We start from the raw sequence: 23,192 nt of genomic DNA on the forward strand, positions 1-23,192 counted from the left end.
GGACATGAGTCGAATGTATGACTTCCAGCTATCTCCTTTCAGTTTTCGGCTTCACTTTCGAGAACGGCAACGACCTCGGTCAGATCGAAGAGACGGAGGTCATCGCGTTCGTCTGCAGCTTCTTCGACAGAGCGTTTGAATCCAGACCGGCTGAACAAGGCGAACTCAAATTCCGGCTCTCCACCCGCTTCGGGCGTCCAGTCGATATGGGGTGCGTCTTCTTCGAGAGCTGAGAGAACGTCATAGCCGAGGGGTGCGTTTGTGAACTTCGCTTCGCCAACGATCAGCGTCGATCCGTCGGTTGGTGCGACGACGTCCACCTCACGGCCCTTGTACCACCACTGACTCGGAACCTGTGTGAGCTGGTAGTCTGTATAGAGTTCCGGTACTGCCTGATGACAGAGTGATTCGAACGTCTCACTGACGAAGTCGGGCAATTCCGGTTCGATGAGATCAGCATAGGCGTTCTCGCCGTAGAGTTCGTACTGTCCACTTCGTCCGTAGAGATATCGGAAGTAAAACCGGAATACGGGGTCTCGGATGTGGTATCGAGTCTGTTTGCTGCGTGCCGGGTTGGCGAGTGCTGGATGGTGTTTCTCGATTATCTGGAGCGTTTCCAGCCGGTCGAAATAGTACGACGTGTTGGTGCTTTCGATACCGGCTCCCTGCGCGATTTCGTTCCGACTGCGGTTTCCACTCGCCATCGACTCCAGTACGGAAAAATACGTGTTCACCTCACTGAGCTCCATCTGGAGGACGGTTTCGGGTTCGTCATGGAGTGGTCCATCTGGGTCACACAACAACCGATTGATATTCTCTCCGAGACGTTGCGACGGATCGAGTGGCATGAGATATCGGGGTGTGCCCCCGAAGACACCATAGACGAACACTCGCTCCTCGGGATCGTACGTGGGCACGAACTCGTTGATGGAGCGAAACGGGAGCTGAGTGAGTTCGAGACGGCCATTCGGTGTCTGTGATACGCGCCCGTAGAGTGGTGCCCCTCCATCGAGGATGTGCGTATGAATCATCCCGATTGCAGAGCCCGTGAGTACGAGGGTTGCCTGACTCTCATCGACAGCCGTATCCCAGAGATGTTGAATGACCGAGGGGAGGCCCTCGTTCGATTCGATGAGGTACGGGAATTCGTCGATGACGATGATTGCGTCTTTGTCGACGAGGTGTTTCAGGAGGGGTTCCCACTCCTCTTTGACGGCCGTACTATCGGGATACGTCGTGGCGGCTGCCTCGATGAACCGCCTGAGTTGTGTCGTCTCTGTTCCCTGGACTGCCTGATAGTACACCGCACCGTCGCGGTCGGCAATCGATTGGCGGACGAGTTCGCTTTTGCCGATTTGCCGTCGCCCATAGATAATCGCAAGCTCTGCAGTATTGCTCGAATAGAGCGCCTCCAACCGATTGAGCTCCTTGATTCGATTGACGAACTGGTCCATGCTCTCAGTTATAGTGGGAGGTACATAGTGACTTCGGAGTTAGAACTCAAACTATTATAGTTCAAACTATTATAGTTCAAACTCTAATATTCTGTCTCCTACTCTCTGAGTAGGCACCACCATCCAATTCTCAAAGAGATAGTTGGTGGCTGCGTCGTCGTCGTCAGTGATGTAGAACCCTACTCTTCTGATTGTCCGCTCACTCGCCTATCGAGCCAAATAGTAAACGAGTGACTCGTGGAGAAGATGGGCCCGTCGTGATTGGCGCTTCGGGAGACGATTCCGTTCAACACCCGGGCCTCGATTTTCTGTGGGTGTTCGCCGACGGTCGCGACAGCGCGCTCCATCTGCTAAGCATTGTCGCGGGTCCACACGAGACGTCGTGGGCCGAGGTCAGCTCGGCTGCACTGGGAACGTCGCTCGCGAGTCGTCGTCGCTCCCGTGGTAAATTCGTGCCCCAGCGGCCGTCCGCGAGGAGTAGAACCCAGCATCGGTCGCAGCGACCGTCACTCGGAGCGTGTCACCGACGGCGAGGCGGCGCTGGAGGGCCGTCATCTCCACCTCGACTGTTCGCCGTTCATCGCCGGTTTGGTGAACCGGAGTGACCTGGTCGTGAACGAGTGTCTCGCCGTCAGCTGTGCGGTGGTACACCTTCACGAACAGCCGCGGATCGGTCCCGAGCGGCTCGAGGTCGAGTTCGAGGCTGGGTGCGCCAAGGAGTTCACGGGCCTCTGTGACGAGATAGTCGAAGTGGACAGCCGTCACACCGTCGAGGAGATCTTCCTCCTCGCTCGTCAGTTGACTCGATGAGCTGGGGGCGATACTGTTGTACACCACCGTCTCGTCGTCGAGTTTTGCGTCCGAGAACGTCACGGTCCACTCTTTGGTGTTCCGTGGGTCGATGTCGTTCGTCGTCGACCACGTGTCACGCTGGGTCTCGTAGTACTCCACCTGCGGGAAGCCAGACTCCTCGTCGCGCCGGAGATGTGAATCGATGAACTCGAGTGCTCGGGAGTCGAGCCGTGCGTTCATCTCCGAATCGGCGGTCTCCTCGAACGTGTGTCCACCGCGGAACAGCACCAACTTCGATTCCACGCCGTTGTCGCGGATTGCGTGGTAGTTCCAGATCGCCTCGTTCGTGATGAACAACGTATCGGTCCACGACGAGATGAGTAGCGTCGGTGTCTCGAGCAGGGCCGTCTTCGATACCGGCGAGCGAGACGCATAGAACGCCGCTGACTCGCTGTCGAATTCGTTCTGTGCAGTCGACGTGACGAACGCATCGGGCACCTCCTCGGTGACGCCGTACTCCAAGTCGTATATCGACGGTTGGCCGTCACCGGAGGTGAGCCCCCGAGCGCCGGCAATACCCGTCGCCAGTAACAGTGAGTCCCATCCAACCTTCACGACGCCACGCGGTGCGAGCGAGAACCGGAGGTCGTGCCACGCCCAGCGCGGGACGGCGGCGTCGAGCGGACTCCCTTCGGTGAAGTCGATGGTGTCGAACGTAGCCGAATCGGGGAGTAACGCGTCGGCTGCGTCGGGAGTCGAGACTGCCATCGTGTTGAGTTGGATGCCACCGGCATAGGAGAGCCCGTCCATCGCACAGACCGGGCCGTTCGTGGAGCGTTCGACGTCGACCGAGACACCGCCCACCTCACCCTGTGCGAGCTGGTCGAGCAGGGTAAGCGCGTCGGCGACTTCGTTCGGGCCGTCTACGCCGACCTCGCCACCCGATTCGCCGAATCCGCGTGAGTCGTACGCACAGAAGACGTAGTCGTTGCTCGCGAACACGTCAGCCCGTCGTGCGACGGCAGGACTCCCGTGGTCGCCGCCCCACCCGTGCGTCCCGAGGACGACAGGGTGGGGACCGTCCGAATCGGGGACGTAGAGCGACCCGACGAGGTCGGTACCGTCCCAGGACGTGGTGGTGAAGTCGGTTCGCGTGTACGATGCGTCTGCGGCGACCGTACCCGCGTCGGTGACGCTCACGCCAGCCGCCACCAGACCCATCGCGGCCAGCCTGGAGAGGGCGCGTCGTCGTGTGAGGTTCTGTGTCACAATCACACTCCCACAGTGCGACGCATAAGGTTTCTGTCCAAACGCACCTGGAACCAAAGGAACGATTTTGAGTAGCAGGATGTGATGGTGCGTCGACGAGACGCCGTGTGAGGGGCCGTGTTTCGAGAGCCTTCCGTCCGAGAGGATGAAGTGAACCAAACATTTCGTAACCCTCTTTCCAACGTAATTCCTGGTTTTGAGCCGGATTTTATTATTCACCACTTCGAGTGAAGAGGTATGCCCGATTTCGCCTCTCTCGAACCCCAAGATGTTCGCCAATACTGGGAACACGAGGAACACGATTTCACTCCGTGGTTGGCGACCGAAATCGAAGCTGACGGGGCCTCAGATTTCGAAAATGTGCTCGGCCTCGATCTTGAGGTCATTGAGCGAGAGAAGCGGGTGGGTAAGTACAGTGTCGATATTTTCGCAGAAGTAGTCGATGACGGGAGAACGCTTGTCATCGAGAACCAACTCAGTAACTCAGATCACGACCATCTTGGAAAAGCGATTGCATACGCCGCAGGCGTGGATGCGGACATCATCGTCTGGATTGCACCGGAATTCAATGACGAGCACCGAGATGCCATGCAGTGGCTGAACGAGAATAGTCGGGAAGGAATCGACTTGTTCGCCATTCGACTCGAAGTTTGGCAAATCGAAGACTCCGCTCCTGCTGTCCGATTCAACCCGGTCGAAAAGCCAGTGAATGGAAGGAGAAAGCACAGCGATCCAGAGGCGAACTTTCTGATTGGGATAAACTTCGTGAAGCCTTCTGGACAGGGTTACGAGATCGAATCGAGGAAACACAAACTCCACTCCGAGCACGAAAACCACAACCGAGACACTACTACGCTAATCCCATTGGCGTGGGTGGCTATCACCTCTCTTTCTTTGTAGATAAGGATACAGACGAGATTGGACTTGAACTGATTATCTCCGATAATGAAGACGCGTATCATGAACTTAGAGCGCAAACAGAGGAGTTAGAAGTTGAACTTGGGACGGAGATTTACTGGGAAGAGCTTCGTGAAACGCACGCTGGGAGAATGCGGAGTAATCTCGGGGTAAAGCGTGCTGCTGACATCGAGAATCAGTCTGCGTGGGATGAATATTACGAGTGGTTGCTTGAGCAGGGTGACCGGTTTCATGAGGTGTTCCCAGAGCGTCTGCGGCAACTGTAGTTGAATAAATGCGCCTCCAAGAGTGGAATCTATCTGTCTGACACTGTCTTGCAAACTTGACATATCATGTAGTCAACTTAAGCAGGTGTAAATAGTCACTCATTTGATGAATAGAAGAGGTTTCATTCTTAATGCTGGAGCAGCGACGTCAGTTCTCGCGCTTGCTGGATGCGTGGGTTCGACAGGAGACACTACATCTAAACTGACTGATTCTCCCGCCTCGAAACAGGGCGTCCAGGACTCTTCCCGGATAACTACAGAACGGTCAAATTCGACACCTGTACCTGATTCAGACGGTGATGGAGTCCTTGATACCCACGACGATTTCCCAAACGATCCAACTCGAAGTAAGGACTCTGACGGTGATGGAGTTGCAGATAAAGATGACGACTTTCCGCACGACTCCACGCGGAGCAAAGACTCTGATGGTGACGGGGTCGCTGATGAAGATGATGCATTTCCGCATGATTCTACCCGCAGTAAAGATTTCGATGGTGACGGCGTGGCCGACAAAGACGACGACTACCCACTCGACGATGATCGAAGTAAGAAAATTCTGCGTCGAAGCGATACCGACACGATCGAAGAGGATTATTGGAGATACTACTCATTCTCCCTCTCCCGGACTGGGAGGGTTGAGTACGATTTCACCGTCCGTCAAGGTCCAGCAATCGATGTGATTCTCATGGACGAGTCGGAATATTCATTTTTCAAAAATGGTGACCGATCCCAATACTATACTGCACTCAGTCGAATGGATTCGACATACGGTAGCGTCAGTGAGAAATTATCTGCGGGAAGCTACTATCTTGTCTTCGACAATTCGAACAATGGGGTTGCATCTCCACCGACAAACTTTGACAACGACCTCGCAACAGTAGAATATACAATTGAAATCTCTCAATAAGCGGTTTCCCGCTACTCATTTCCTCTTATGTTCTACTCACTCTCGTATCGGCAGGTCAACCGCAAAGAAGACGACCAGCCAAAAGATCATATGAGAGACGCTTGAGGTCAATGCATGACCGCAGATCGGCTCCGAAGTATCGTCCCGATGTTTGGCGGGGCGACCCAGTACGTCGAGACACTGGATGCAACGCTGGCATTCGTCGATTCATACCACCCGACGACAGACGAACTCGTTGCGTGGCATCAGGAAACGTTTGCAAACGTCTCCAGTCGGTCGTCCATTATGCGGCGCATGGGGTATCTCACAAATCTCGGCTTCTTACAGCGTGATGGTGAGGTGTGGACACTCGGTGCTGTCGGCCAGGAGTACACGCAGAACCATGACACGGCGACACTGTTCCGAGTCATGTCCGACCGCAACGTTGGGCTCCGGAGTCTGCTCTATGCGTTGGCCGTCGCCCCGATGACCATCATGGAGATTAGCGACCAGCAACTCGATACACACCCCGAATTGGGCTGGCGTCGTGGCGAGACGGATATGGCACTCCAGCGGGCAAACTGGCTTCGGAGTATGGGGTTAGTGGAAAAGCAAGGCGACGCGTACGATCTGACTCGTGAAGGGCGTGCGTTCGTTGAGGATGTTGAGTCACCAAACGATGTTGGCTTGTTCTTTGTGGCAGTCAATGATGAGTGGCTTACCAGATTCAAGACCTCCGTAGTTCGTCCATTCAAACTCGCTGGTCGTGCGAACGTCCCCTCGCAGTTGGAAGGGGCTGATTCGGTGCGTGTTTGGGGAACAACTGCAACAGACAGTGCGAAGAAACAGGCGGCAATTGACCGACTCAAACAGGACGACGTTGTCCTCTTTTACCATGCTGGTGCATTCATCGGAGCCGGAACCGTCGGTCGAGTGTTCGAGAGTCAGACAGTCGGCGATTGGCTCTGGAATAATCCGGAGAGTCGTCACATCTACACGCTCAACGACTACAGAGAGGATGTTCCAACCGTTGAAGAAGTGCGGTCGATGTTGGGCTACAAAAATGACCGATTTGTGAATAGCAGTCTGGATCCTGTCGCTGAGGAAAAGGTTGGAGAGTTAGTTCGCCAGTACGGTTCGCTTGAAGCAGCTCTGTTCGGTTCTCCTGTTCAAGAAATTCCAGAACCTACCGAGGACGAAATCCAAGTGGAACAATCTCGCTTGGAGACCGCGCTTGATTCGGAAGCCACAATTGTCGAGGACAAGACCCGATACACGATCCAGAAGCGGAAAGCTCGTGACGCCGCATTTCGGCGGTTGGTGACGGAAGCCTACGATTATACTTGTGCCGTCTGCGGGAGCAGGCGAGAAAGTCCGGAGGGAGGGTTTGAGGTTGAAGCTGCGCACATCTACCCGAAGAGCAAGGGTGGGTCTGAAGACGTTCGGAATGGAATGGCGCTTTGTCGATTACACCACTGGGCTTTCGACTCTGGGTGGCTTTCTGTCTCGGATGATTACGAAGTCCTCGTCCGAGACGAATCCGGGTGTGAGGGGTATCACGAGTTCAAACAATACGAGGGGGGAACGGTGAAACTTCCTACGGACACGCGGGCCGAACCTAGTGTTGAGGCGTTACAGAAGCATCGAGAAATCCATGAGTTCGTGTGATGCTCACACAGTTCGTTACGGTTCGGTAGCACGTCGCACGGGACTGCTACGTGATATATAATATGTCCGTTGTAAGAGATGAGAACGTATCGTATCAGAATAATCGTAGTATTTCTCTATTCGATACGTCATAGAGTGCATGCGACTTGTTCAGGTGTTGATACCCGAGGGCAAACGAGAGAGCGTCCTCGGGGCTCTCGACGAACAGAGGATCGACTACGCGGTCTTCGATGAGGTCGGCCGTGGGGATTTCGAGGCGATGGTACAGTTCCCGGTTCCGCCCAGTGGCGTCGAGACGGTGATGGAGGAGTTGACGACCGCAGGTATCCGGGACGACAGCTACACCATCATCCTTCCCACCGAGACAGTTGTCTCACAGCGTCTCTCGGCGCTACAAGAGCGGTTCCCTGGGCTCAGAATCTCTCGGGACGAACTGTCTGCTCGCGCGGAAGAGCTCGCACCGGCGAACTCGACGTTCTTCAGCTTCTTGTTACTTAGCACCATCATCGCCGCGACAGGGCTTCTCCTCGACTCTGCGGCGACCATCATCGGCGCCATGGTTGTCGCTCCCCTGATGGGGCCAGCAGTCTCCGCGTCGGTCGGGACGATACTGGCCGACCAACGGATGGCGTCTCGCGGAATCGTCCTGCAGGTCACAGGTCTCACGGCGGCGATCGCGACGGCTGCGATACTCGGTGTGTTACTCCAGCAAACCATCCTCATTCCGCCGGGCCTCGATATCCAGGCAATTCCACAGGTCGCAGAACGCACGAGTCCGAATGTCCTGTCACTCTTTCTCGCTCTGGGGTCGGGAATCGCGGGCGCCATTAGCATTATGCGCGGGTCGGGAGGGACCCTCGTTGGAGTCGCCATCGCCGTCGCGCTCGTTCCACCAGCGGCTACCGCCGGACTGGGTCTCGCGTTCGGACTTCCGGGCGTCGCCGTCGCTGGCACGGTTCTGGTCGTTGTTAATCTCCTCGCAATCAACCTCTCGGCGTTGATCCTGTTCTATCTGTCGGGATTCAAACCCCAGGACGCCGACGACCGGGAAGGGATCAGAGCGTCTGTCGCCTCCCGAATCGCCGTCATCGGTGTGGCAATCGCCGTTCTTTCTATCGTCCTCGCCGGTGTGACCTACGCGTCGTTTCAGACAGCCTCGTTCGAACAGCAGACACAGATGGAACTCGAACGACAGTTCGAAGAGGCGAACATCGAGGGTGTCGAACTCGTCAGCGTTACCGTGGATTACAGACCTGTAGACCTGCTTCTCGGCAACCAACCGCGTGTCGACGTGCTGGTCGGAATCCCGCGGGACCTGCAAGCGCCACCCAATCTCGCACAACAATTCGACGACCAGCTGACCGACCAACTGGGTCGCCACGTCGTCGTCAGAGTCGGATTCGTCGAAGCACAAATCTCCGATGGGACGGTATCGCAATCCGCCATCGACCGAATCGGTCTCGACCGACCCACGGTGAGGGACCATGTGTGAGAGAGACGAAGGGCGACCGAGGGCGGTGGCGTCATCGTTGACTACGAACTCATCGAGAAGGCGGCGCCGAACGACGAGACATGGTTCCAGGGGCTCGTCACAACCGCACCGAAACGGGAGGCCACGATCCCATCGCGTACCATCGTCAGCCCGTCGCGTGAACTGAACGCGGAAGTCTCATCCGACACCGACCGGGGAACCGTATGAAGGGCTGAATCGGTCGCTCGAAGCCCTCTCGACCCACAACGCGCCGAATTCGACCCGACGTCGACGTTGACCGGCGTCCTCGGTCCCGACAGGACGGCTGCGTTAGATTCCAACGGCTGAACGGCTCACGCGGGAGGTAACGCCATATGACTCGGGAGACATGTGTGCAGCATGGTACAGCTGTCCAGAGACCAGGTGTGGACGGTGGTCGACCCCGACCCCGAGAACCGATTGGGTGCGCGATTCGATCTGATCGTGTTCGCCCTGGCGTCGATGAACGTCATCGCCGTCGTTCTCTCGACCGTCGAGTCACTTGGTGACCGGTACTCGAGCTTCTTCGCGGCCTTACTCGTCGGCTCTATCGTCCTGTTCACTGGCTTGTACGTCATCCGACTCTGGGCCGCGGGCTCTGCTCCCCACGGCAATGTGCGGAGCCCTCGATTCGCATTCGTCCGCGACCCCATCGCAGTCGTCGATTTATTCGTAATCGCGACGTTTTGGATCGGCTTCCTCTTCGAGATTTCCCTGCTCGAGTCAGGACTGTTTCGGGTCTTGTGGTTGGCCCGCGTGCTCAACCTCTCCTGGTTTAGGCACTCGCGACGACGGTTCAAACGGGTGCTTGACGCACAGCGGGCCGACCTCATCGTCGCGTTCAGTGGAGCCGGGATGTTCGTCCTCGTCTCCTCGACGCTCATGTACTTCGTCGAAGGGAGCGTCCAGCCGGACGCGTTCTCGTCGATTCCGGATACGCTCTGGTGGGGGGTTGTGACGCTCACAACAGTCGGATACGGCGACGTCGTGCCGGTGACGCCGCTCGGCCGGCTCCTCGGTGCTGCGACCATGCTCGGTGGGGTCGCCTTCTTCACTCTCCCCTCGAGTATCCTGGCGGCGGGGTTTTTCGCAGACCGGGCAGGCGAACAGACACCGATGCCGGGAACACCTGGAGCCACGTGGTGTCCACACTGTGGACGACCACTCGACTCGGGAGCCCCACACCGCCGACGCTGAACCAGTGGATAGCCGGACGCTGTCTGTGCGCAGAGAGGTTTATCGAGCGAGAGGTTGTATCGCACGTGCATGGAATCCGACGCGAGCACTCCCACTCTCGAAGCGGACGCACAGGTGGCGAATTCGTCGGGAGGGTTGGCGTACTGGGGGCCAGCGATCGCGGTGAGTCTCGCGATGTTCATCGGCGTCATCGATTCGACGTTGATGAACGTCGCGATTCCGTCGATCGTGGTCGACCTCGAGACGACCGTCACAGTCGTGCAAGGCGCGATCTCGTTCTACGCGATGGTCATGGCGGCGTTGATCCTTCCCGGTGGCAAACTGTCGTCGATGTACGGGGTTCGACGGCTGATGACGGCGACGCTCATCGTCTACGCGGTCGGGACGACGCTGGCAGCGGTGAGTTGGAACATCATCGTCCTCTACATCGGGTGGTCGGTCATCGAGGGTGCCGCAGCCGCCGTCTTACTCCCGCTGACGTTCACGGTCCTCCTCGTCAGCTACGAGGGCGTAGACCGGGCGAAGGCCCTCGGAATTCTCGCCGGGGTGAACGCGGCTGGGGCCGCGTTCGGGCCACTGCTGGGCGGGGCGGTCACGACGTTTGCAAGTTGGCGGTGGGGGTTCGGTATCGAGGTGCTGATCGTCCTCGTCGCACTCTTTTTCGTCCGGTATCTCCCCGCTGAACCCGTCACCACCACTCGTTCGAAGTTAGACGTCGGTGGGGCGCTCCTCTCTATCGTCGGGACGACGGCCCTCGTCGCGGGTGTGCTACTGGCCGGCCGATACGGCTGGCTGGCGGCTCGTCGACCGTTCGTCATTGGGGTCTGGCAACTCGACCTGTTCGGGGCATCTCCCACCGTCTGGCTCATCGGCCTGGGACTCGTCGTCTTCGCGGTTTTCGTCCAGTACGAGCGTCGAATCGAGCGGGACGGTGGGTCACCGCTGGTTCCGGTTCGGCTCTTGGCGAACGGCCCGTTCACTGCAGGTGTGGTCACGAACGCCGTTCGGTCCCTGGTCCTCGCCGGATTCATCTTCATCATCCCCGTCTTCCTCCAGTCCGGCGCCGGATACACCGCGTTCGAGACGGGGGTCGCGATGCTCCCGTTCTCGGTCGCGACGTTCGTCGCGTCGATCTTTACGACCGACTGGCGACGGTTCGTCCCGCCGAAACTGCTCATTCAGGGTGGCATCGTCCTCATGGGGCTCGGCACGCTCTCGCTCGTGTCCCAGACGTCCCTCGACACGACGGTGGTGCAACTCGTCGTACCGATGGTACTGGTCGGACTCGGTCTCGGCCTCGTGATGGCACAACTCATCGACATGACGCTTTCTGCGGTCGAGACGGCCGATTCGGCGGCGGCCTCGGGACTGTTGAACGCGACGATGATGCTGGGCTACGCGTTCGGGACCGCGATTGTGGGCACGTACTTGTTGAGACAGTTCTACGGAGGCGTCGTTACTGGTGTGCTGACCGCCGTCGATGCAGACGTACCGTTCGGTGACCGGGCGACACTCGTGGTGGCGCTCGAAGACGCCGTCGAGACGGCAACGAAAGAGACACAGCGCGAGTTCCTCGCCAGTCTCTCTCCCGCACAACAGGAGCTGCTGGCCAGCGTGTTCGACACCGCGATCGTGCAAGCCCAGCGAGCGACCTTGTTGCTTCTCACGCTCCTTGTGCTTCTCGTGTTGCTCGCGTCGACGCTGCTCCCGGCCGGTGAAGACGAGACAGACGTCGACTCGTGAACTCGACATGGCAGTTTAGGCGGCGCTCAGGACGTTTCGACCGACGGCGTCGACGCAGCTACAGGCGACGCGTGTGTCCCGAAGTCGGGGGGGTCTCCTCCATCCAGTACTAGACGAACGGTCCGTTCGAAAAAGCCGGACCAGCGGCGAATTCACCGACGTCGAACGCCCACCGAGGTCCACCCCCAGGGATTTCGTCGTGTCGGTCCTCTTCTGTTCGTGTGGCTCGTTCGGTCGGCGTCGCCGAGCCTCCTCGTGTTTGGCTGTCGCGCGACTCCATCGTCGACGCCGTCGGTGTCGTCTGTCTGGGTTGGTCGAAACAGTCCGTCAGAACGGTACCGACGTCTTAACTATCCGCCTCACGTCTCAAAACGGTTCGCTACCTTGCTGAGTATAGAGCGTATATTCAGCACGACCGTAGAAATATCCTCAGTTGCTGTCAGGAGCGTCGTGCAAGACTTAGAGGGTGAATTCAGCACGTGGATGTCGTTCGTTTCATAGCCTCGTGAGCGAAAATGACTGTTACGTAGGGTTGCGAACACAAATTTCGAAGGACACTATTCGAGCCACGTCAGGCCGTCTCTCCCTAATAAAATCGTCTCCACTTTGTGAAGGTGTTCGTGGAGGGTCGAAGTGGTAATCCCCAGTTCATCCGCTAATTCGCCAGCCGACGTTTCCTTCGGATACTCGTAGTACCCCATCTCACGAGCGAGCTGAAATACCTCTAACTGACGCTTCGTGAACTGATCCACTGGCAGTGTGGTTGGCGCATCTCCCCGATTCTGCTGCTTCATACTCCGCACATGAATCTCCGCACTCATCTGCTCACGAACTTCATCAAGCTTGATTCGAGCCGTCTCCCGGTCGTGGTTCGTTACGAGACTCCAATACTCCCTCCCATCTCGAATATCAATCGGCCCCGTACACACGAATCCACGAGAAGTGAGTGGCTGACTAATCTGCTTTCGCCCATCGTGAACAACGAGGAGTTCACGCGTTGCATTTCCGGGCTTTGGAATCGATGCCTGTCGGAAACCAGTCGCCATCTGGGAGACAGAACGAACGTGTTCAGACGCACGAATAGCTTCGATACCCTCGGTAACCGATTCGTGATTGTTCGCGTAGATCGTGAAAAGCGTCGCAACCTCGCCGCCAGTCATGTAAATCCCATAACCGAGAATCCCGACGTTGAGACGCTCCGTGATTTTGATTTCCCAGCATTCTGGGTACCAGAGGTCGAGAGATACCTGAAGTGCTTCGTCAGACCACTCGGGAGACGTCATCGTAATATCGAATATCCCCTACAGCCCGATAACGGTTCTGTGAGCCTGGGAAGACAGCCGACAACCCTCTTGGTCAGTTATCATGTCGCTCGAAGACGGCCTCAGCAAGCGTGTTCTTGTGACCTTCGTTCGGGCCACCGGCAATCGTGAGGAGTTTCGCGTCGCGCAGATACCGCTCGACATGGTGCTCAGTCGTGTAGCCGATACCACCGTGGAGTTGAATCGCGTCGTTTGCGTTGTCCACGGCGGCCTGTGTGGCGTTGATTTTCGCCATGCTGAACTCGCGTGTGACGTCGTATCCACGTTCGGCACGGTCGGCCGCGCGGAGGGTGAGTAACCGGGCGGTATCGACTCGTTCAGCCATCTTCCCGACCTCCCATCCTACACCTTGGAAGTTGCTGATGTGCTGGCCGTACTGCTTACGCGCGCTCGTGTAGGCCACCGTATCTTCGAGGGCAGCGCGGGCGATACCGACACCGCGAGCTGGGACGTTCACACCCGTATGTATCTCTCCACGCTGAACGTAGCCCTCGCCCTCCTCGCCGACGAGTCGGTCATCGGGAACGTGAACGTTCGAGAGGGAGACGCGCGGGGATTTGACGCTGTTCGCGCCCAGTGTCTCCCATACTGTCTCGATTTCGAAATCATCGGTTGGTACGAGAAACGCGCTGATGTTGTGTGGGGCGTCCTCCTCGGGGCCAGTCTTCGCGTACGTAAGGACGTAGTCCGAGTCAAAGAAGTTCGTCACCCACTGTTTGTGGCCGTTGAGTACCCACTCATCCTCGTTACGTTCAGCGGTGGTCTCCATCTCCAATTTATTACTCCCCGCGTTCGCCTCACTCAAGCCGAGTGCGCCGACAGTGTCGAAGGACACCATCTCTGGAAGGAAGTCCTCGCGCTGTGCCTTGGTTCCGAAGCGCTCGATGACTGTCGCAACTCCGATGTGGAGTCCGATGGCACTTGCCACGGACATGAGTCCAGCCGATAGCTCTTCGATCATCAACGCGAGTTCGACGAGGCCTTCGCCCCGGCCCCCGTATTCTTCCGGAAGCGTCACGCCCGTCAAACGACGTTCGCCGAGTTCGTCGAAAATCGTGCTCGGGTACTGCTCCTTTCGGTCGAGGTCTCTCGCCTTTGGTTCGATTTCCTTTTTTGTAAACTCCCGAACCTCATCTCGAAGCTCCCGTTGATTTTCCGTCAGGTCGAACCTCATATATCATGGGTATGCACCTAACCGAGTAAATGTGGAACCTGCTATAGCAGGCTAGCTGGATATACCCATCAAGAGGATTTTCTATACTGAACGAGTTTTCATCCCAATCTGTGACCGACTTGCGCGCTGAGTTCAGCACGGGCCGTTCGAACTACTCGAGGTGTGTCATGAACGTCGTGACCGACTCAGGGGCCGTATGCAGCAAGCGTGGGTTCTCACAACTCGGTGGCGTTGGGGCTCTACAGTCCGTAATAGTCACTATTAGTGATGGTAAATAATCATGTGTGATGGAGTACGACGTGCATCGCTTCCCGATCGATATGGAACGATATCGAGAGCAGTTGAAAGACTACCTGAATACGCTTGACGGGGAGGTCGTGTCAATACTCCCAAACATCCAGAAGACGGGTCTCCTCCAGATAATTGGGGTCAGTAAGAAGCTAATTTTCCTCCTGATAGTCGAAAAACGGGGCTCGTGAGGACTCTCAGCACGTGATATAAGAGTGATAACTTGATACAATACTTCGATGTAGTATGAACGATCGCGCTACCTGCCGACCACGACTCGCTCGGTAACCCCTGTTCTCTCATCATTCTGCACTCGGCATACGACTCATGGCAGCGGAGTCCGGTGTAGACGGTTTTTGGTAGTGAGACACACAGTCACGTATTTTCTGTCATCGAGCCTACTCTACATATGGACGTTGAATCGTCTCCGCAGGCGTACCCAGAAGGAGTAGGGTTCGCCATCGGATTCCTGCTCGGCGCCGTCTTTGGAGGAGTCGCGTGGATTATGTCCCACAACGTCGTCATCGGCGTAATCCTGTTCGCTGCTACGGGCACGGCGCTGGGAGTCGTCATTGAACAAACCATCAACACGCGTCCGCTCACCCCGCGTGAACGGCAAATCGCACTGGCGAGTGTCCTACTCGGTCTCGTCTTGCTCGTACTCGTGTATGTGGGTGTCGTGGGGGTGTGATGGCCGTGTCGTCCCATCTGGCCTGCTGGCCACTCCAGAAGGACCGCATATTCGGTGGCCGGTGTCTCTCATCCAGTTATCGAACTGACTGCTGCTGAAAATGCGCGCTGCATTCAGCACGACTCAACAACGAATCCGCATCTGCGGATTCAAACAGGGCCGCTCACCTCACCAGTTACGTTGAGATTTGATTTGCGAGTTGGGGAGCCTTCGTCTGAAGACTTCATACAGCAATGCGAGACGCCAATTTTTCACGCGCCTGCAAGGGGTGCAGGCGCGTTTTGTCGGGCCTGCTGATTCCAAATGGATGAAACAAACGTCGAAGCAACCATAGTACCAACTACGAACAACCACCCACGGAGACGGTCACAATGACGGACACCCCGTGTCCTACCTGTGGTCGTGTGTTCTCCAGCTCTCGGGGCATGAAAGTCCATCACGCCAGAACCCACGGCGAGGAACTCCCCAATTACACGTGTGCTCACTGCGATGCCAAGTTCTACTCCCCTCACGAGAAGGCATACTGCTCCAGTGAATGCCACGACGATGCTGTCTCGTTTGCAGGCGAGAAGAATCCGAATTACAAAGGCGGGAAGTCCACCGCAACGTGCCAACTCTGCGAAGCGGAGTTCGAATACTATCCGTCGATGAAGAAGGGATTGTACTGTCCTGATTGTGTAGAAAACAGCTCGTGGCAATCGACGCCTGCACTGAACGGTTCTGCAAATCCTCGATGGACTGGTGGAATGAAAACTGTCGCCTGTGACGTTTGTGGAGAACTTGTTGAGCGGTATCCAAGCAACATCGGCGAGACAGTGCTGTGCAGCGAGGAGTGTAGACACCAATGGCTCTCAGACGCCTTTCGCGGTGAAGGACATCCCAATTGGAACGGCGGCTCGATTGGGAACTACGGCACTGGGTGGAACCGAGTTCGAAAACAGGCCCTCAAACGCGACGGGTATGAGTGCAAACACTGTGGTACGGACACGGATGACCTCGGCAGAAATCCTGATGTTCACCACATCGTCCCTGTACGGTGGTTTGTCGAATCTGAGAAGCACTCTAGAACTGACGCTCATACCCTCCAAAACGTCATATCACTGTGTCCGTCATGCCATCGCAAGGCTGAATTTGGGCATATTTCGCGGGAAAACCTCCGCTCACTCCAAGGTAATGTCTGAAAGTTGAACTAATATCTGTCAGCTATTCTTTTCTGGTCATTTCGCGGTTGGCAGTGAGAAAACCGCAACACAGCATACGCTTCTCCTCTCCTGAGTTAATGTCAAAAAGTTGAAGGGTCCAGGTGCGAGAATCGAACCCGCGTCTCAGCCTCCACAAGGCTGAAGGATAGTCCACTACCCCAACCCGGACACGCATCTCCTTCTAATTCTGGTTTGCTAAAATACGTTACGACTCCGACCGGACTCCGTGTGGCTTTTTGCCTCCAGTCGCCTAGCCTCGCCCACGCGTGGCCATCACGGACAAAATCTACCTGAAGAACCACCGCCAAATCGCCTCCCAACTCGGGACGAACATCCCGAAGAGCGCGTTTAGCGGCGCGACCCTCGACATCCTGTTCCAGGGCGAGGGGCTGATGAAACTCGACGATGCGACCCAGGAGCGCGTCCTCGACTTCGCCGAAGACTTTCTGGATTGTGGCTGTGAGACGAATCCGTACTGTGGCCACCCCGAGCGGAAGTTCATCTCCTACTTGCTCGAACTGCGGGCGCAGGGCCTCGGCCCGGATTCTATCGTGGACGTGATGGGCGACGACTACATGCTGTATGCCTACGCAGGCGACATCCTCTCGTTTCTCGATGATTCAGTTCGGACGCTCGAAGCAGCCGAAGAACTCGCGGGCGTCGAGAACAACCGGGAGATGGAAGAAAAATTGAGTCAGGCAAAGCGCGACTTATCGCGTTGAGTTAGCTCAGGTGAAACGTCTCTTCGTGGTCAATGTCTTCGTCTAAGTCGTCGAGCAAGATGACTTCTTCTTCGTCGTCTACGTCTTCGAGCGTTTGGCGGAGTTGGGTGACGTAGCGTTTGTACTCCTCTAACTGCTCGCGGAGGTGGTCGTTTTCGAGTTCGAGGCGTTCGTGTTCGCGGATGAAGCTCTTTGGCACTTCGACGCGCGGGGGGAAGCTCTTTTTGTCGCTGTCTTCGCTCGGGATTTCGTGTTCGGGGACGACGCGCACCTGGCCGTCGTGGGCGACGAGCGTCTGGACGTAGTCGCGGAACACCGCGGACAGCGAGATGTCGCGCTCTTCGGCTATCTCCCGCAGGGTCTCGAAGGCGTCTTCGTTGACGCGAAACGAGATGGTTTTGTTCTTGTTGCCCATTGGAGGTAGGTGTTCGTCCAGCCTATTTAATCGTTCGTCAGACATTCACACGATATGAAAGATTGAAATCGGCAGTTGGGAACCCTCCTATCTGTACGGTCCGTGGTCTGGGTAGTATCGTACGCGCTGGAGCCAGTCGTTCGTGACCCTCACAGAAACCGTCAGTGTTCAATTCGAATGTCGTGCTGGGTCGTGATGAGCGTCCCGTCTGGCTTCGATTGGAGGAACAACCGGTAGCTCCCCGGCGTTGGAAACGTTGTCTTGAATTCGACGCGCCCGCTGTCGGAGTCCGTCGTTTCAGGGTGGACGTGGAGATAGGCAAGGTCGCCTTCGCGGAGCGCAACGAGATGGCCGCGCGCTCCCAGATATTGCTCTAACCGCGACACGGGTTCGCCGTCACGTCCAATCTCGAATACCAAGTCGACCGACGTACCAGCCAGAACCGCACTCACTTGGAGTTCGACGTCGTATCCTGTAGCCGTATCACGGTACGATGTTTCTGGCCGTGGGGCTACGTCCATCTGGCCCGACGCAAAGAGGTCGAATCCGAGTGTGGTTGGATTCCCATCGACAACGAGGTCGACGAATGCCCGGTATACTCCTGGGTCAGGGAGTGTGAATGCCTCGACACGCCACGTCCCATCGTCGCCGAGTGCGGGATGGAGGTGCTGAAATCGAGTCAAGTCTCGCCGAACGACGATCAGATGGGCGCGCTGTCCATGCGACTCGTCGAATTCGGTAACGACCTTTCCGGTTGCCGTAACGATTTGGAACTGCCAGTCTCGGGGTGTATTGGGAGTGAAACGGGTGTCTGTGGGTACAAAGCGGAAGCCAGCGTCAGCCACTGTTAACCCACCCAACGTCGCATGACTTTGAGGGCCATAGCCCTGTGGCAACCCGTGTCGACTGTGATTGGCGTGGTTTCCCATACCTTAGTACTTGTTTGCCCGACGATTTACCGATTGCTCCGTCACCCCTCTGCCGTCTGGTGGAGTCCGAACGCGTACGCCAGGGTGAACATGATGACGGTCATCGTGAGCGCCTGAATGAGGATGAACTCGTCACTCAACAGATATCCAGCGATGAGAATGCCGACGCCGCCTGCCAATCCCAAGAAGGCGGCGTATTTCCCCTGAGGCAACCCCTGCAACCACGCATCGCTGCGGTTGTAGAGCCGTTTCACCGTGGTCATGTTCGAAATAGATAACTCACCGACAAATTTGCTTCGAACGGTAGCGTCGTCGGTGGTTGTCTCGCATTCAGTGCTGAACACAGCGCTGGTCGGTCGAATGTGTCAATCATAATTCTTGAGACCCTTATCCACCAGCACGACTTAGTCGCTGTACAATGGCCGACACAGAAGGCGAGTCTCACGGCTACACCCCGATGGACTACGATGCGGACAGCGAGGCAGACGAAGTGTACCAGCGGTGTCTGTCGTATCTTTTCGCACACGCGCCCATCGAGCCGGACGACGTGGTGCTCGACATCGGGACGGGGACCGGCATCGTCGCGCTCGAACTCGCGTCGAAGTGTGGCCACGTGCTCGGGCGAGACATCTTCGACGAGTGGCTCCAGTACGCTCGTGAAAAGGCTGCACAGCGCGGCGTCGAGAACGTCTCGTTCGACCACGGGTCGTTCCGAGAACCGAACGTCGAGGAACCGGTGGACGTCGTCGTCGCCAGCTACGCCCTCTACATGGCCTACGACGAAGGGGGCGAGAACGAATTACGCGCCGCCATCGACGGGCTCGCGTCGTTGAATCCACGGTGCATAGTGGTCGCCGACAAGATGCGTTTCGGGCCGGTAGAGTCCTCGAGCGAGTATGAGACGCTGCCACGGATGGGAACCGTCGCAAATTGCCTCGTGGATGCAGGGTTTACGCTCACTGATGTTGAAATCATCACTGAGTCAGTCGGTGTTCTCATCGCCACCCGATAGCACTCACTAGCAGTTTTCTATCGAAAGCTCAGCCGTATGGAGGAGTTGAAATCTGAGCGAATCGCATTCTATGAGCGTGTGCAGAATGCACTCTCAATATCCCGCATGCTGCGTCTGCCAGTATCTGAACAGCGTCCAGCGTTCGTTCTGAATAGAGGGCGCTTTTTCAGCAAACGCGAACCTCGGTTCACTCCTCGATTCATTTGGACGGACAGATAACTCGGCGCATGCATAGCTGTCTTACTCCGCGATCAGGAGAACGACGACTCGAAGACCTCCACGAATATTAATCATCTTTCATGTCGTAGAACCTTCGAAGCGAGTCCCCATCAGTCTACTAATCCAGATGACCACAGAAGATGCAGCAGACCAGCGGAGCGCCGAAACGGGTGAATCAGCGGCTGACCCACGCACACTCTCCCCCGATGTAGCGTTCAAGACCATCGGGAACGAAACCCGTCTGGCCATCCTCGACACGCTCTGGGGACCAAAGGGAACGAGAGCGTGGACGTTCACGGACCTCCGGAAAGCCGTCGGGATGCGTGACGGCTCGCAGTTCCACTTCCACCTCAAGAAACTGGTAGATGGTGGGTTCGTCGAGAAGGACGACGGGCAGTACATCCTTCGGCAGGCGGGAGCGAGAGTCATCTGTACCGTGCGGACAGGCTACCTGACCGAGCACCCCGAAATCGACGCGTTCGAGACGACCGGGGAGTGTTACGCGTGTGGCTCGCCGCTCGAGGCACAGTACACCGACGAGATGTTCTTCGTCGCGTGTTCCGCGTGCGAGCGACTCCACGCCCGGATGTGGTTCCCGCCAAACGGGCTGGTCGGACGCACGCCCGAGGAGGCGTTACTGGCCGCCGAACACTCGGTACGAGCAGACATCGACCTCGCGGTCGCGGGGATGTGCCCAGTCTGTAACGGCACGAACGAGCGGACCGTCTCGAGGGACATCTCCGAGGTGCCCATCCAGTCGCCGGTCCTTGACCCAGAACGAGCCGGGATGGTCAGAGCTTGGTACATCTGTCCGCACTGTAATGCCTGGGTCACCGCTTCCCCGGGCGATTCGGTTATCGACCATCCCGCGATCGTCGCGCTCTACGACGACCACGGAATCGACATCCGGGCCTGCCCGCGCTGGGAACTGCCTTGGACCATCGACCCGTCGGCCCTCGATGTCGTTTCGGCGGACCCGCTTTCGGTCCGACTCACAGTCGGTATCGGAGGAGATGAACTGGTTCTGACGCTCGACGAAGCGTTCGAGGTCGTTTCAGTGGGGTGAGGATCGATATATTGTGAGCGAGTGTCGGCTCCCGATGCGACGCGAGCGTCTTGAGTGCTGTCCCATCAGTCTGTCCGCGTGGATAAGGTAACTCACAGAGATACGTGACCGACGTGGGCTATATAGTCAGTATCACTCTTGTTACAACTTCTTTCATTGACAGATCTTACAGCAATAACTACGCCACACAATTCAAACGGAATCTGAACAAGTCGCATACCACAGCCCGATACTGCATATCCCCTCTATCCCCAGCACGCTGCGTCTGCTAGCATCGGGAGGTGCTTCTTCGACTGTACTAACCCCGAGTTCCAAGTCGGTCACTGGCCAGCCGCCAGAAACGCGAAGGCGAACGGAAAACAGGGAAGCTTCGCAGCCACGGGTTGATGGGACCCGAATAGCCAAGAGACTGGTTCACACAGTACGACCCATGACAGAGCGTGCCGTGTCGAATCGAGTCGCACAGATTGCGCCCCAACAGATTCGTCGGCTGTTCGACCTGGCAAGCGAACACGACGCTGACGATTTGGTCCACCTCGAAGTCGGCGAACCGGATTTTCACACGCCGGCGCACGTGGTCGACGCGGCGGTGACGGCGGCGCGCGAGGGACGGACGAACTACACGCCAAACGCCGGTATCGAGGCGCTCAGGCAGTCAATCGCCGATAGACTCCGCGGTCGCGACGTCGACGCGGACCCAGAGCGCGTGGTCGTGACTACCGGCGGCGTGGAGGCACTCTACCTCACACTATTGACCGTCACCGACCCTGGTGACGAAGTCGTCGTGCCCACGCCAGCGTGGCCGAACCCCCTCTCACAGACGCGGTTAGCGAACGCCGTTCCGGTCGAGGTGCCACTGCCTGCCGACGACGGCTTCGCGTTCGACGCAGACCGAATCGTTGACGCCATCACCGACCGAACCGGTGCCGTCGTCCTGACCTCGCCGTCGAACCCGACCGGTCGGGTCTTCGACGTCTCGGCGATGGAGCGTGTCGTCGAGGCGGCCGTCGACCACGATGCCTACGTCATCGCCGACGAGGTGTATCACGAACTCACATATGGGCGGTCTCAGCCGAGCCTCGCGGCCGTCACGGAGCATCCAGAGCGGGTCGTGACCATCGACTCTTGCTCGAAGACGTACGCGATGACGGGGTGGCGCGTCGGGTGGCTGAGCGGTCCCGAACCCGTGACCGCGGCCGCGACGAAGATCCACGAGAGTACCACCTCGTGTGTGAACACGCCCGCGCAGTATGCTGCGCTTGCCGCACTCACCGGTCCTGATGGCCCAGTTCGCGAGATGAAGGCGGCTTTCGAACGGCGGCGCGACGCGGTCGTCGAGCGAATTGCCGACCTTCCCGGCGTCTCGATGACGCCACCCGAAGGCGCGTTCTACGCGTTCGTCGACGTGAGCGCGCTTTCGGGGTCGAGCCTCGAGGTCGCAGAGCGCCTGCTCTTCGAGTACGACGTGGTCGCTGCGCCGGGAAGCGCATTTGGCGACGCCGGAGAGGGATATCTCCGCTTCAGTTTCGCGAACGACTTAGAACGCATCGAACGCGGCCTCGACCGCTTCGAGCAGATGGTGAAGACAGAGACCTGAGTCATCCCGCGAATCAAGGGACCCGCTGTAGGCGTGTCAGTAGGTTTCGACCTCAAGGCCCGAAATCCGCTCGAAGTGGTCGAGGTTTTTCGTCAATACTGGCTCTTCATGGACGAGCCCTGTCGCACCAATGAGTTCGTCGCCCGGGTCGTTCAATGGCTTGCCCTGGCGAGCGAGTTCACCTGCAATTCGTCCGGCTTTCCGCGCGATGGCAGGCGTCACCTGGTATACTTCCTTTGTGCCGAGAATCGCATCGACCTTATCGCGTTCGGCCTGTGGACGGTTGACGTAGCCAATGCCCCAGTACAGCTCATAGAGCGTCATCACGGAGAGGCGTTCTGGAATCTGTTGGTCTTGTAGTGTAGCGGCTTTCTCGAGAGCGGCTGCATCCTCTCGTCCGACGTCTTCCAGAAACGACGTATCCAGAATCACGTCACTCGCGCTCCGCACGGTGTTGCGGGGAATACTCGTCGTAGGCTCGGCTTCGGGCCGCCCGGATCTCTTCGATTTCCGTATCGGTAAACAGTCCGGCAAGGTCGCTAATCGGCCGCTCGCTGGCCAACCGCGCGACCGCTTCAGAGAAGGTCTCGCCCTCGCGCTTGCGCCGCTCCAGTGCGTGGTAGGCGTCCTTCGTCAGGCGGACGTTCTTGTAGTCCGTGCTCATATGTATACACATGTATACATAGTGGATATAATTATCGGCCACCGCTCAGATTACAGAGATTCAAGGAGAAAGCCCACGACTTCAGTCGTGGGATGAATCCGACCAATCCCGTCAACACCGCAATACTTAGCTTGAATGGGGTCGGATGTTAACGCAACTCACGGGAAACTTGGAGTTGGCTTGGGGTC

Annotated in this window: 24 protein-coding genes and 1 tRNA gene; 14 read left to right on the top strand and 11 right to left on the bottom strand. The window is 57.4% G+C overall.

The features are described from left to right. Window positions 1-38: 38 nt before the first annotated feature. From P1M51_RS00165 to P1M51_RS00175, 3 genes are all read right to left on the bottom strand, one after another. Entirely contained in the window at window positions 39-1,454 is a 1,416-nt protein-coding gene (locus tag P1M51_RS00165; RefSeq protein ID WP_276274707.1) for an ATP-binding protein, read from the bottom strand. Between the two features lie 179 nt (window positions 1,455-1,633). After that, entirely contained in the window at window positions 1,634-1,801 is a 168-nt protein-coding gene (locus P1M51_RS00170; protein ID WP_276246165.1) for a hypothetical protein, read from the bottom strand. 46 nt (window positions 1,802-1,847) lie between these two features. Then, entirely contained in the window at window positions 1,848-3,515 is a 1,668-nt protein-coding gene (locus P1M51_RS00175) for a CocE/NonD family hydrolase (protein WP_276274708.1), read from the bottom strand. 237 nt (window positions 3,516-3,752) lie between these two features. Here P1M51_RS00175 and P1M51_RS00180 point away from each other — a divergent pair, with 237 nt between their 5' ends. From P1M51_RS00180 to P1M51_RS00210, 7 genes are all read left to right on the top strand, one after another. Then, entirely contained in the window at window positions 3,753-4,415 is a 663-nt protein-coding gene (locus P1M51_RS00180) for a hypothetical protein (protein ID WP_276274998.1), read from the top strand. Beyond that, a complete protein-coding gene (locus P1M51_RS00185) occupies window positions 4,313-4,699 on the top strand; it encodes a DUF4268 domain-containing protein (protein ID WP_276274985.1) in 387 nt (128 codons plus the stop codon). Before P1M51_RS00180 ends, P1M51_RS00185 begins: the two co-directional genes overlap by 103 nt. 106 nt (window positions 4,700-4,805) lie before the next feature. Next, the gene (locus P1M51_RS00190) at window positions 4,806-5,606 is read left to right on the top strand and encodes a hypothetical protein (RefSeq protein ID WP_276274709.1); all 801 of its coding nucleotides are present in this window, start codon (window positions 4,806-4,808) and stop codon (window positions 5,604-5,606) included. 147 nt (window positions 5,607-5,753) lie between these two features. Further along, window positions 5,754-7,253: an HNH endonuclease gene (locus tag P1M51_RS00195; RefSeq protein ID WP_276274710.1), complete on the top strand. Its 1,500-nt coding sequence runs from the start codon at window positions 5,754-5,756 to the stop codon at window positions 7,251-7,253. 139 nt (window positions 7,254-7,392) lie between these two features. After that, entirely contained in the window at window positions 7,393-8,745 is a 1,353-nt protein-coding gene (locus tag P1M51_RS00200; protein ID WP_276274711.1) for a TIGR00341 family protein, read from the top strand. 378 nt (window positions 8,746-9,123) lie between these two features. Further along, entirely contained in the window at window positions 9,124-9,960 is an 837-nt protein-coding gene (locus tag P1M51_RS00205) for an ion transporter (protein ID WP_276274712.1), read from the top strand. 69 nt (window positions 9,961-10,029) lie between these two features. Further along, window positions 10,030-11,703: an MFS transporter gene (locus tag P1M51_RS00210; RefSeq protein WP_276274713.1), complete on the top strand. Its 1,674-nt coding sequence runs from the start codon at window positions 10,030-10,032 to the stop codon at window positions 11,701-11,703. A 557-nt stretch (window positions 11,704-12,260) separates the two neighbouring features. On the opposite strand, the gene P1M51_RS00215 is transcribed toward P1M51_RS00210, so the two are convergent. Next, a complete protein-coding gene (locus tag P1M51_RS00215; protein WP_276274714.1) occupies window positions 12,261-12,986 on the bottom strand; it encodes a helix-turn-helix domain-containing protein in 726 nt (241 codons plus the stop codon). A 73-nt stretch (window positions 12,987-13,059) separates the two neighbouring features. Beyond that, on the bottom strand, window positions 13,060-14,199 hold the full coding sequence (locus P1M51_RS00220; protein ID WP_276274715.1) for an acyl-CoA dehydrogenase family protein: 1,140 nt from the start codon (window positions 14,197-14,199) through the stop codon (window positions 13,060-13,062). Between the two features lie 287 nt (window positions 14,200-14,486). Between P1M51_RS00220 and P1M51_RS00225 the strand changes: the two genes are divergently transcribed. The 3 genes from P1M51_RS00225 (at window position 14,487) to P1M51_RS00235 (ending at window position 16,359) form a co-directional block, all read left to right on the top strand. Further along, window positions 14,487-14,678 (top strand): hypothetical protein, encoded by a 192-nt coding sequence (locus P1M51_RS00225; protein ID WP_276274716.1) that lies wholly within the window; start codon window positions 14,487-14,489, stop codon window positions 14,676-14,678. Window positions 14,679-14,896: 218 nt separating this feature from the next. Then, window positions 14,897-15,178, top strand: coding sequence for a hypothetical protein (locus P1M51_RS00230; RefSeq protein ID WP_276274717.1), 282 nt, complete (start codon window positions 14,897-14,899; stop codon window positions 15,176-15,178). A 746-nt stretch (window positions 15,179-15,924) separates the two neighbouring features. Next, window positions 15,925-16,359 carry an HNH endonuclease gene (locus P1M51_RS00235; protein ID WP_276274986.1) on the top strand — a complete coding sequence of 145 codons (435 nt, stop codon included), beginning with the start codon at window positions 15,925-15,927 and terminating at the stop codon, window positions 16,357-16,359. A gap of 116 nt (window positions 16,360-16,475) precedes the next feature. Here P1M51_RS00235 and P1M51_RS00240 read toward each other — a convergent pair. Further along, a tRNA-His gene (locus P1M51_RS00240) sits at window positions 16,476-16,548 on the bottom strand. 98 nt (window positions 16,549-16,646) lie between these two features. Here P1M51_RS00240 and P1M51_RS00245 point away from each other — a divergent pair. Then, the gene (locus P1M51_RS00245) at window positions 16,647-17,102 is read left to right on the top strand and encodes a DUF5814 domain-containing protein (RefSeq protein WP_276274718.1); all 456 of its coding nucleotides are present in this window, start codon (window positions 16,647-16,649) and stop codon (window positions 17,100-17,102) included. A 1-nt stretch (window position 17,103) separates the two neighbouring features. On the opposite strand, the gene P1M51_RS00250 is transcribed toward P1M51_RS00245, so the two are convergent. From P1M51_RS00250 to P1M51_RS00260, 3 genes are all read right to left on the bottom strand, one after another. Next, a complete protein-coding gene (locus P1M51_RS00250) occupies window positions 17,104-17,517 on the bottom strand; it encodes a ribbon-helix-helix protein, CopG family (protein ID WP_276246176.1) in 414 nt (137 codons plus the stop codon). Window positions 17,518-17,678: 161 nt separating this feature from the next. After that, a complete protein-coding gene (locus tag P1M51_RS00255) occupies window positions 17,679-18,200 on the bottom strand; it encodes a hypothetical protein (RefSeq protein WP_276246177.1) in 522 nt (173 codons plus the stop codon). Window positions 18,201-18,487: 287 nt separating this feature from the next. Then, the gene (locus tag P1M51_RS00260) at window positions 18,488-18,709 is read right to left on the bottom strand and encodes a hypothetical protein (RefSeq protein ID WP_276274719.1); all 222 of its coding nucleotides are present in this window, start codon (window positions 18,707-18,709) and stop codon (window positions 18,488-18,490) included. 155 nt (window positions 18,710-18,864) lie between these two features. Between P1M51_RS00260 and P1M51_RS00265 the strand changes: the two genes are divergently transcribed. From P1M51_RS00265 to P1M51_RS00275, 3 genes are all read left to right on the top strand, one after another. After that, window positions 18,865-19,458, top strand: coding sequence for a class I SAM-dependent methyltransferase (locus P1M51_RS00265; protein ID WP_276274720.1), 594 nt, complete (start codon window positions 18,865-18,867; stop codon window positions 19,456-19,458). Window positions 19,459-19,804: 346 nt separating this feature from the next. After that, a complete protein-coding gene (locus P1M51_RS00270; RefSeq protein ID WP_276274721.1) occupies window positions 19,805-20,743 on the top strand; it encodes a winged helix-turn-helix domain-containing protein in 939 nt (312 codons plus the stop codon). Between the two features lie 430 nt (window positions 20,744-21,173). Further along, complete coding sequence (locus P1M51_RS00275) at window positions 21,174-22,340, top strand: pyridoxal phosphate-dependent aminotransferase (RefSeq protein WP_276274722.1); 1,167 nt, start codon at window positions 21,174-21,176, stop codon at window positions 22,338-22,340. Window positions 22,341-22,376: 36 nt separating this feature from the next. Here P1M51_RS00275 and P1M51_RS00280 read toward each other — a convergent pair whose 3' ends face one another. After that, window positions 22,377-22,790 (bottom strand): PIN domain-containing protein, encoded by a 414-nt coding sequence (locus P1M51_RS00280; protein WP_276246182.1) that lies wholly within the window; start codon window positions 22,788-22,790, stop codon window positions 22,377-22,379. Beyond that, window positions 22,774-23,004, bottom strand: a complete 231-nt coding sequence (locus P1M51_RS00285) for an antitoxin VapB family protein (RefSeq protein ID WP_276246183.1) — start codon at window positions 23,002-23,004, stop codon at window positions 22,774-22,776. The genes P1M51_RS00280 and P1M51_RS00285 overlap by 17 nt, the downstream gene beginning before the upstream one ends. Window positions 23,005-23,192 lie beyond the last annotated feature (188 nt).

This window comes from Haladaptatus sp. QDMS2 (genome assembly GCF_029338295.1).
Lineage (GTDB): Archaea > Halobacteriota > Halobacteria > Halobacteriales > Halococcaceae > QDMS2.

Excerpts from the sequence above, each read along its gene's own strand:
- P1M51_RS00215 (WP_276274714.1), bottom strand. The coding sequence starts at position 12,986 with ATGACGTCTCCCGAGTGGTCTGACGAAGCACTTCAGGTATCTCTCGAC.
- P1M51_RS00205 (WP_276274712.1), top strand. The coding sequence starts at position 9,124 with ATGGTACAGCTGTCCAGAGACCAGGTGTGGACGGTGGTCGACCCCGAC.
- P1M51_RS00170 (WP_276246165.1), bottom strand. The coding sequence starts at position 1,801 with ATGGAGCGCGCTGTCGCGACCGTCGGCGAACACCCACAGAAAATCGAG.
- P1M51_RS00260 (WP_276274719.1), bottom strand. The coding sequence starts at position 18,709 with ATGACCACGGTGAAACGGCTCTACAACCGCAGCGATGCGTGGTTGCAG.
- P1M51_RS00195 (WP_276274710.1), top strand. The coding sequence starts at position 5,754 with ATGTTTGGCGGGGCGACCCAGTACGTCGAGACACTGGATGCAACGCTG.
- P1M51_RS00275 (WP_276274722.1), top strand. The coding sequence starts at position 21,174 with ATGACAGAGCGTGCCGTGTCGAATCGAGTCGCACAGATTGCGCCCCAA.
- P1M51_RS00235 (WP_276274986.1), top strand. The coding sequence starts at position 15,925 with ATGAAAACTGTCGCCTGTGACGTTTGTGGAGAACTTGTTGAGCGGTAT.
- P1M51_RS00190 (WP_276274709.1), top strand. The coding sequence starts at position 4,806 with ATGAATAGAAGAGGTTTCATTCTTAATGCTGGAGCAGCGACGTCAGTT.
- P1M51_RS00165 (WP_276274707.1), bottom strand. The coding sequence starts at position 1,454 with ATGGACCAGTTCGTCAATCGAATCAAGGAGCTCAATCGGTTGGAGGCG.
- P1M51_RS00230 (WP_276274717.1), top strand. The coding sequence starts at position 14,897 with ATGGACGTTGAATCGTCTCCGCAGGCGTACCCAGAAGGAGTAGGGTTC.
- P1M51_RS00285 (WP_276246183.1), bottom strand. The coding sequence starts at position 23,004 with ATGAGCACGGACTACAAGAACGTCCGCCTGACGAAGGACGCCTACCAC.
- P1M51_RS00220 (WP_276274715.1), bottom strand. The coding sequence starts at position 14,199 with ATGAGGTTCGACCTGACGGAAAATCAACGGGAGCTTCGAGATGAGGTT.
- P1M51_RS00250 (WP_276246176.1), bottom strand. The coding sequence starts at position 17,517 with ATGGGCAACAAGAACAAAACCATCTCGTTTCGCGTCAACGAAGACGCC.
- P1M51_RS00210 (WP_276274713.1), top strand. The coding sequence starts at position 10,030 with ATGGAATCCGACGCGAGCACTCCCACTCTCGAAGCGGACGCACAGGTG.
- P1M51_RS00180 (WP_276274998.1), top strand. The coding sequence starts at position 3,753 with ATGCCCGATTTCGCCTCTCTCGAACCCCAAGATGTTCGCCAATACTGG.
- P1M51_RS00200 (WP_276274711.1), top strand. The coding sequence starts at position 7,393 with ATGCGACTTGTTCAGGTGTTGATACCCGAGGGCAAACGAGAGAGCGTC.
- P1M51_RS00265 (WP_276274720.1), top strand. The coding sequence starts at position 18,865 with ATGGCCGACACAGAAGGCGAGTCTCACGGCTACACCCCGATGGACTAC.
- P1M51_RS00225 (WP_276274716.1), top strand. The coding sequence starts at position 14,487 with ATGGAGTACGACGTGCATCGCTTCCCGATCGATATGGAACGATATCGA.
- P1M51_RS00270 (WP_276274721.1), top strand. The coding sequence starts at position 19,805 with ATGACCACAGAAGATGCAGCAGACCAGCGGAGCGCCGAAACGGGTGAA.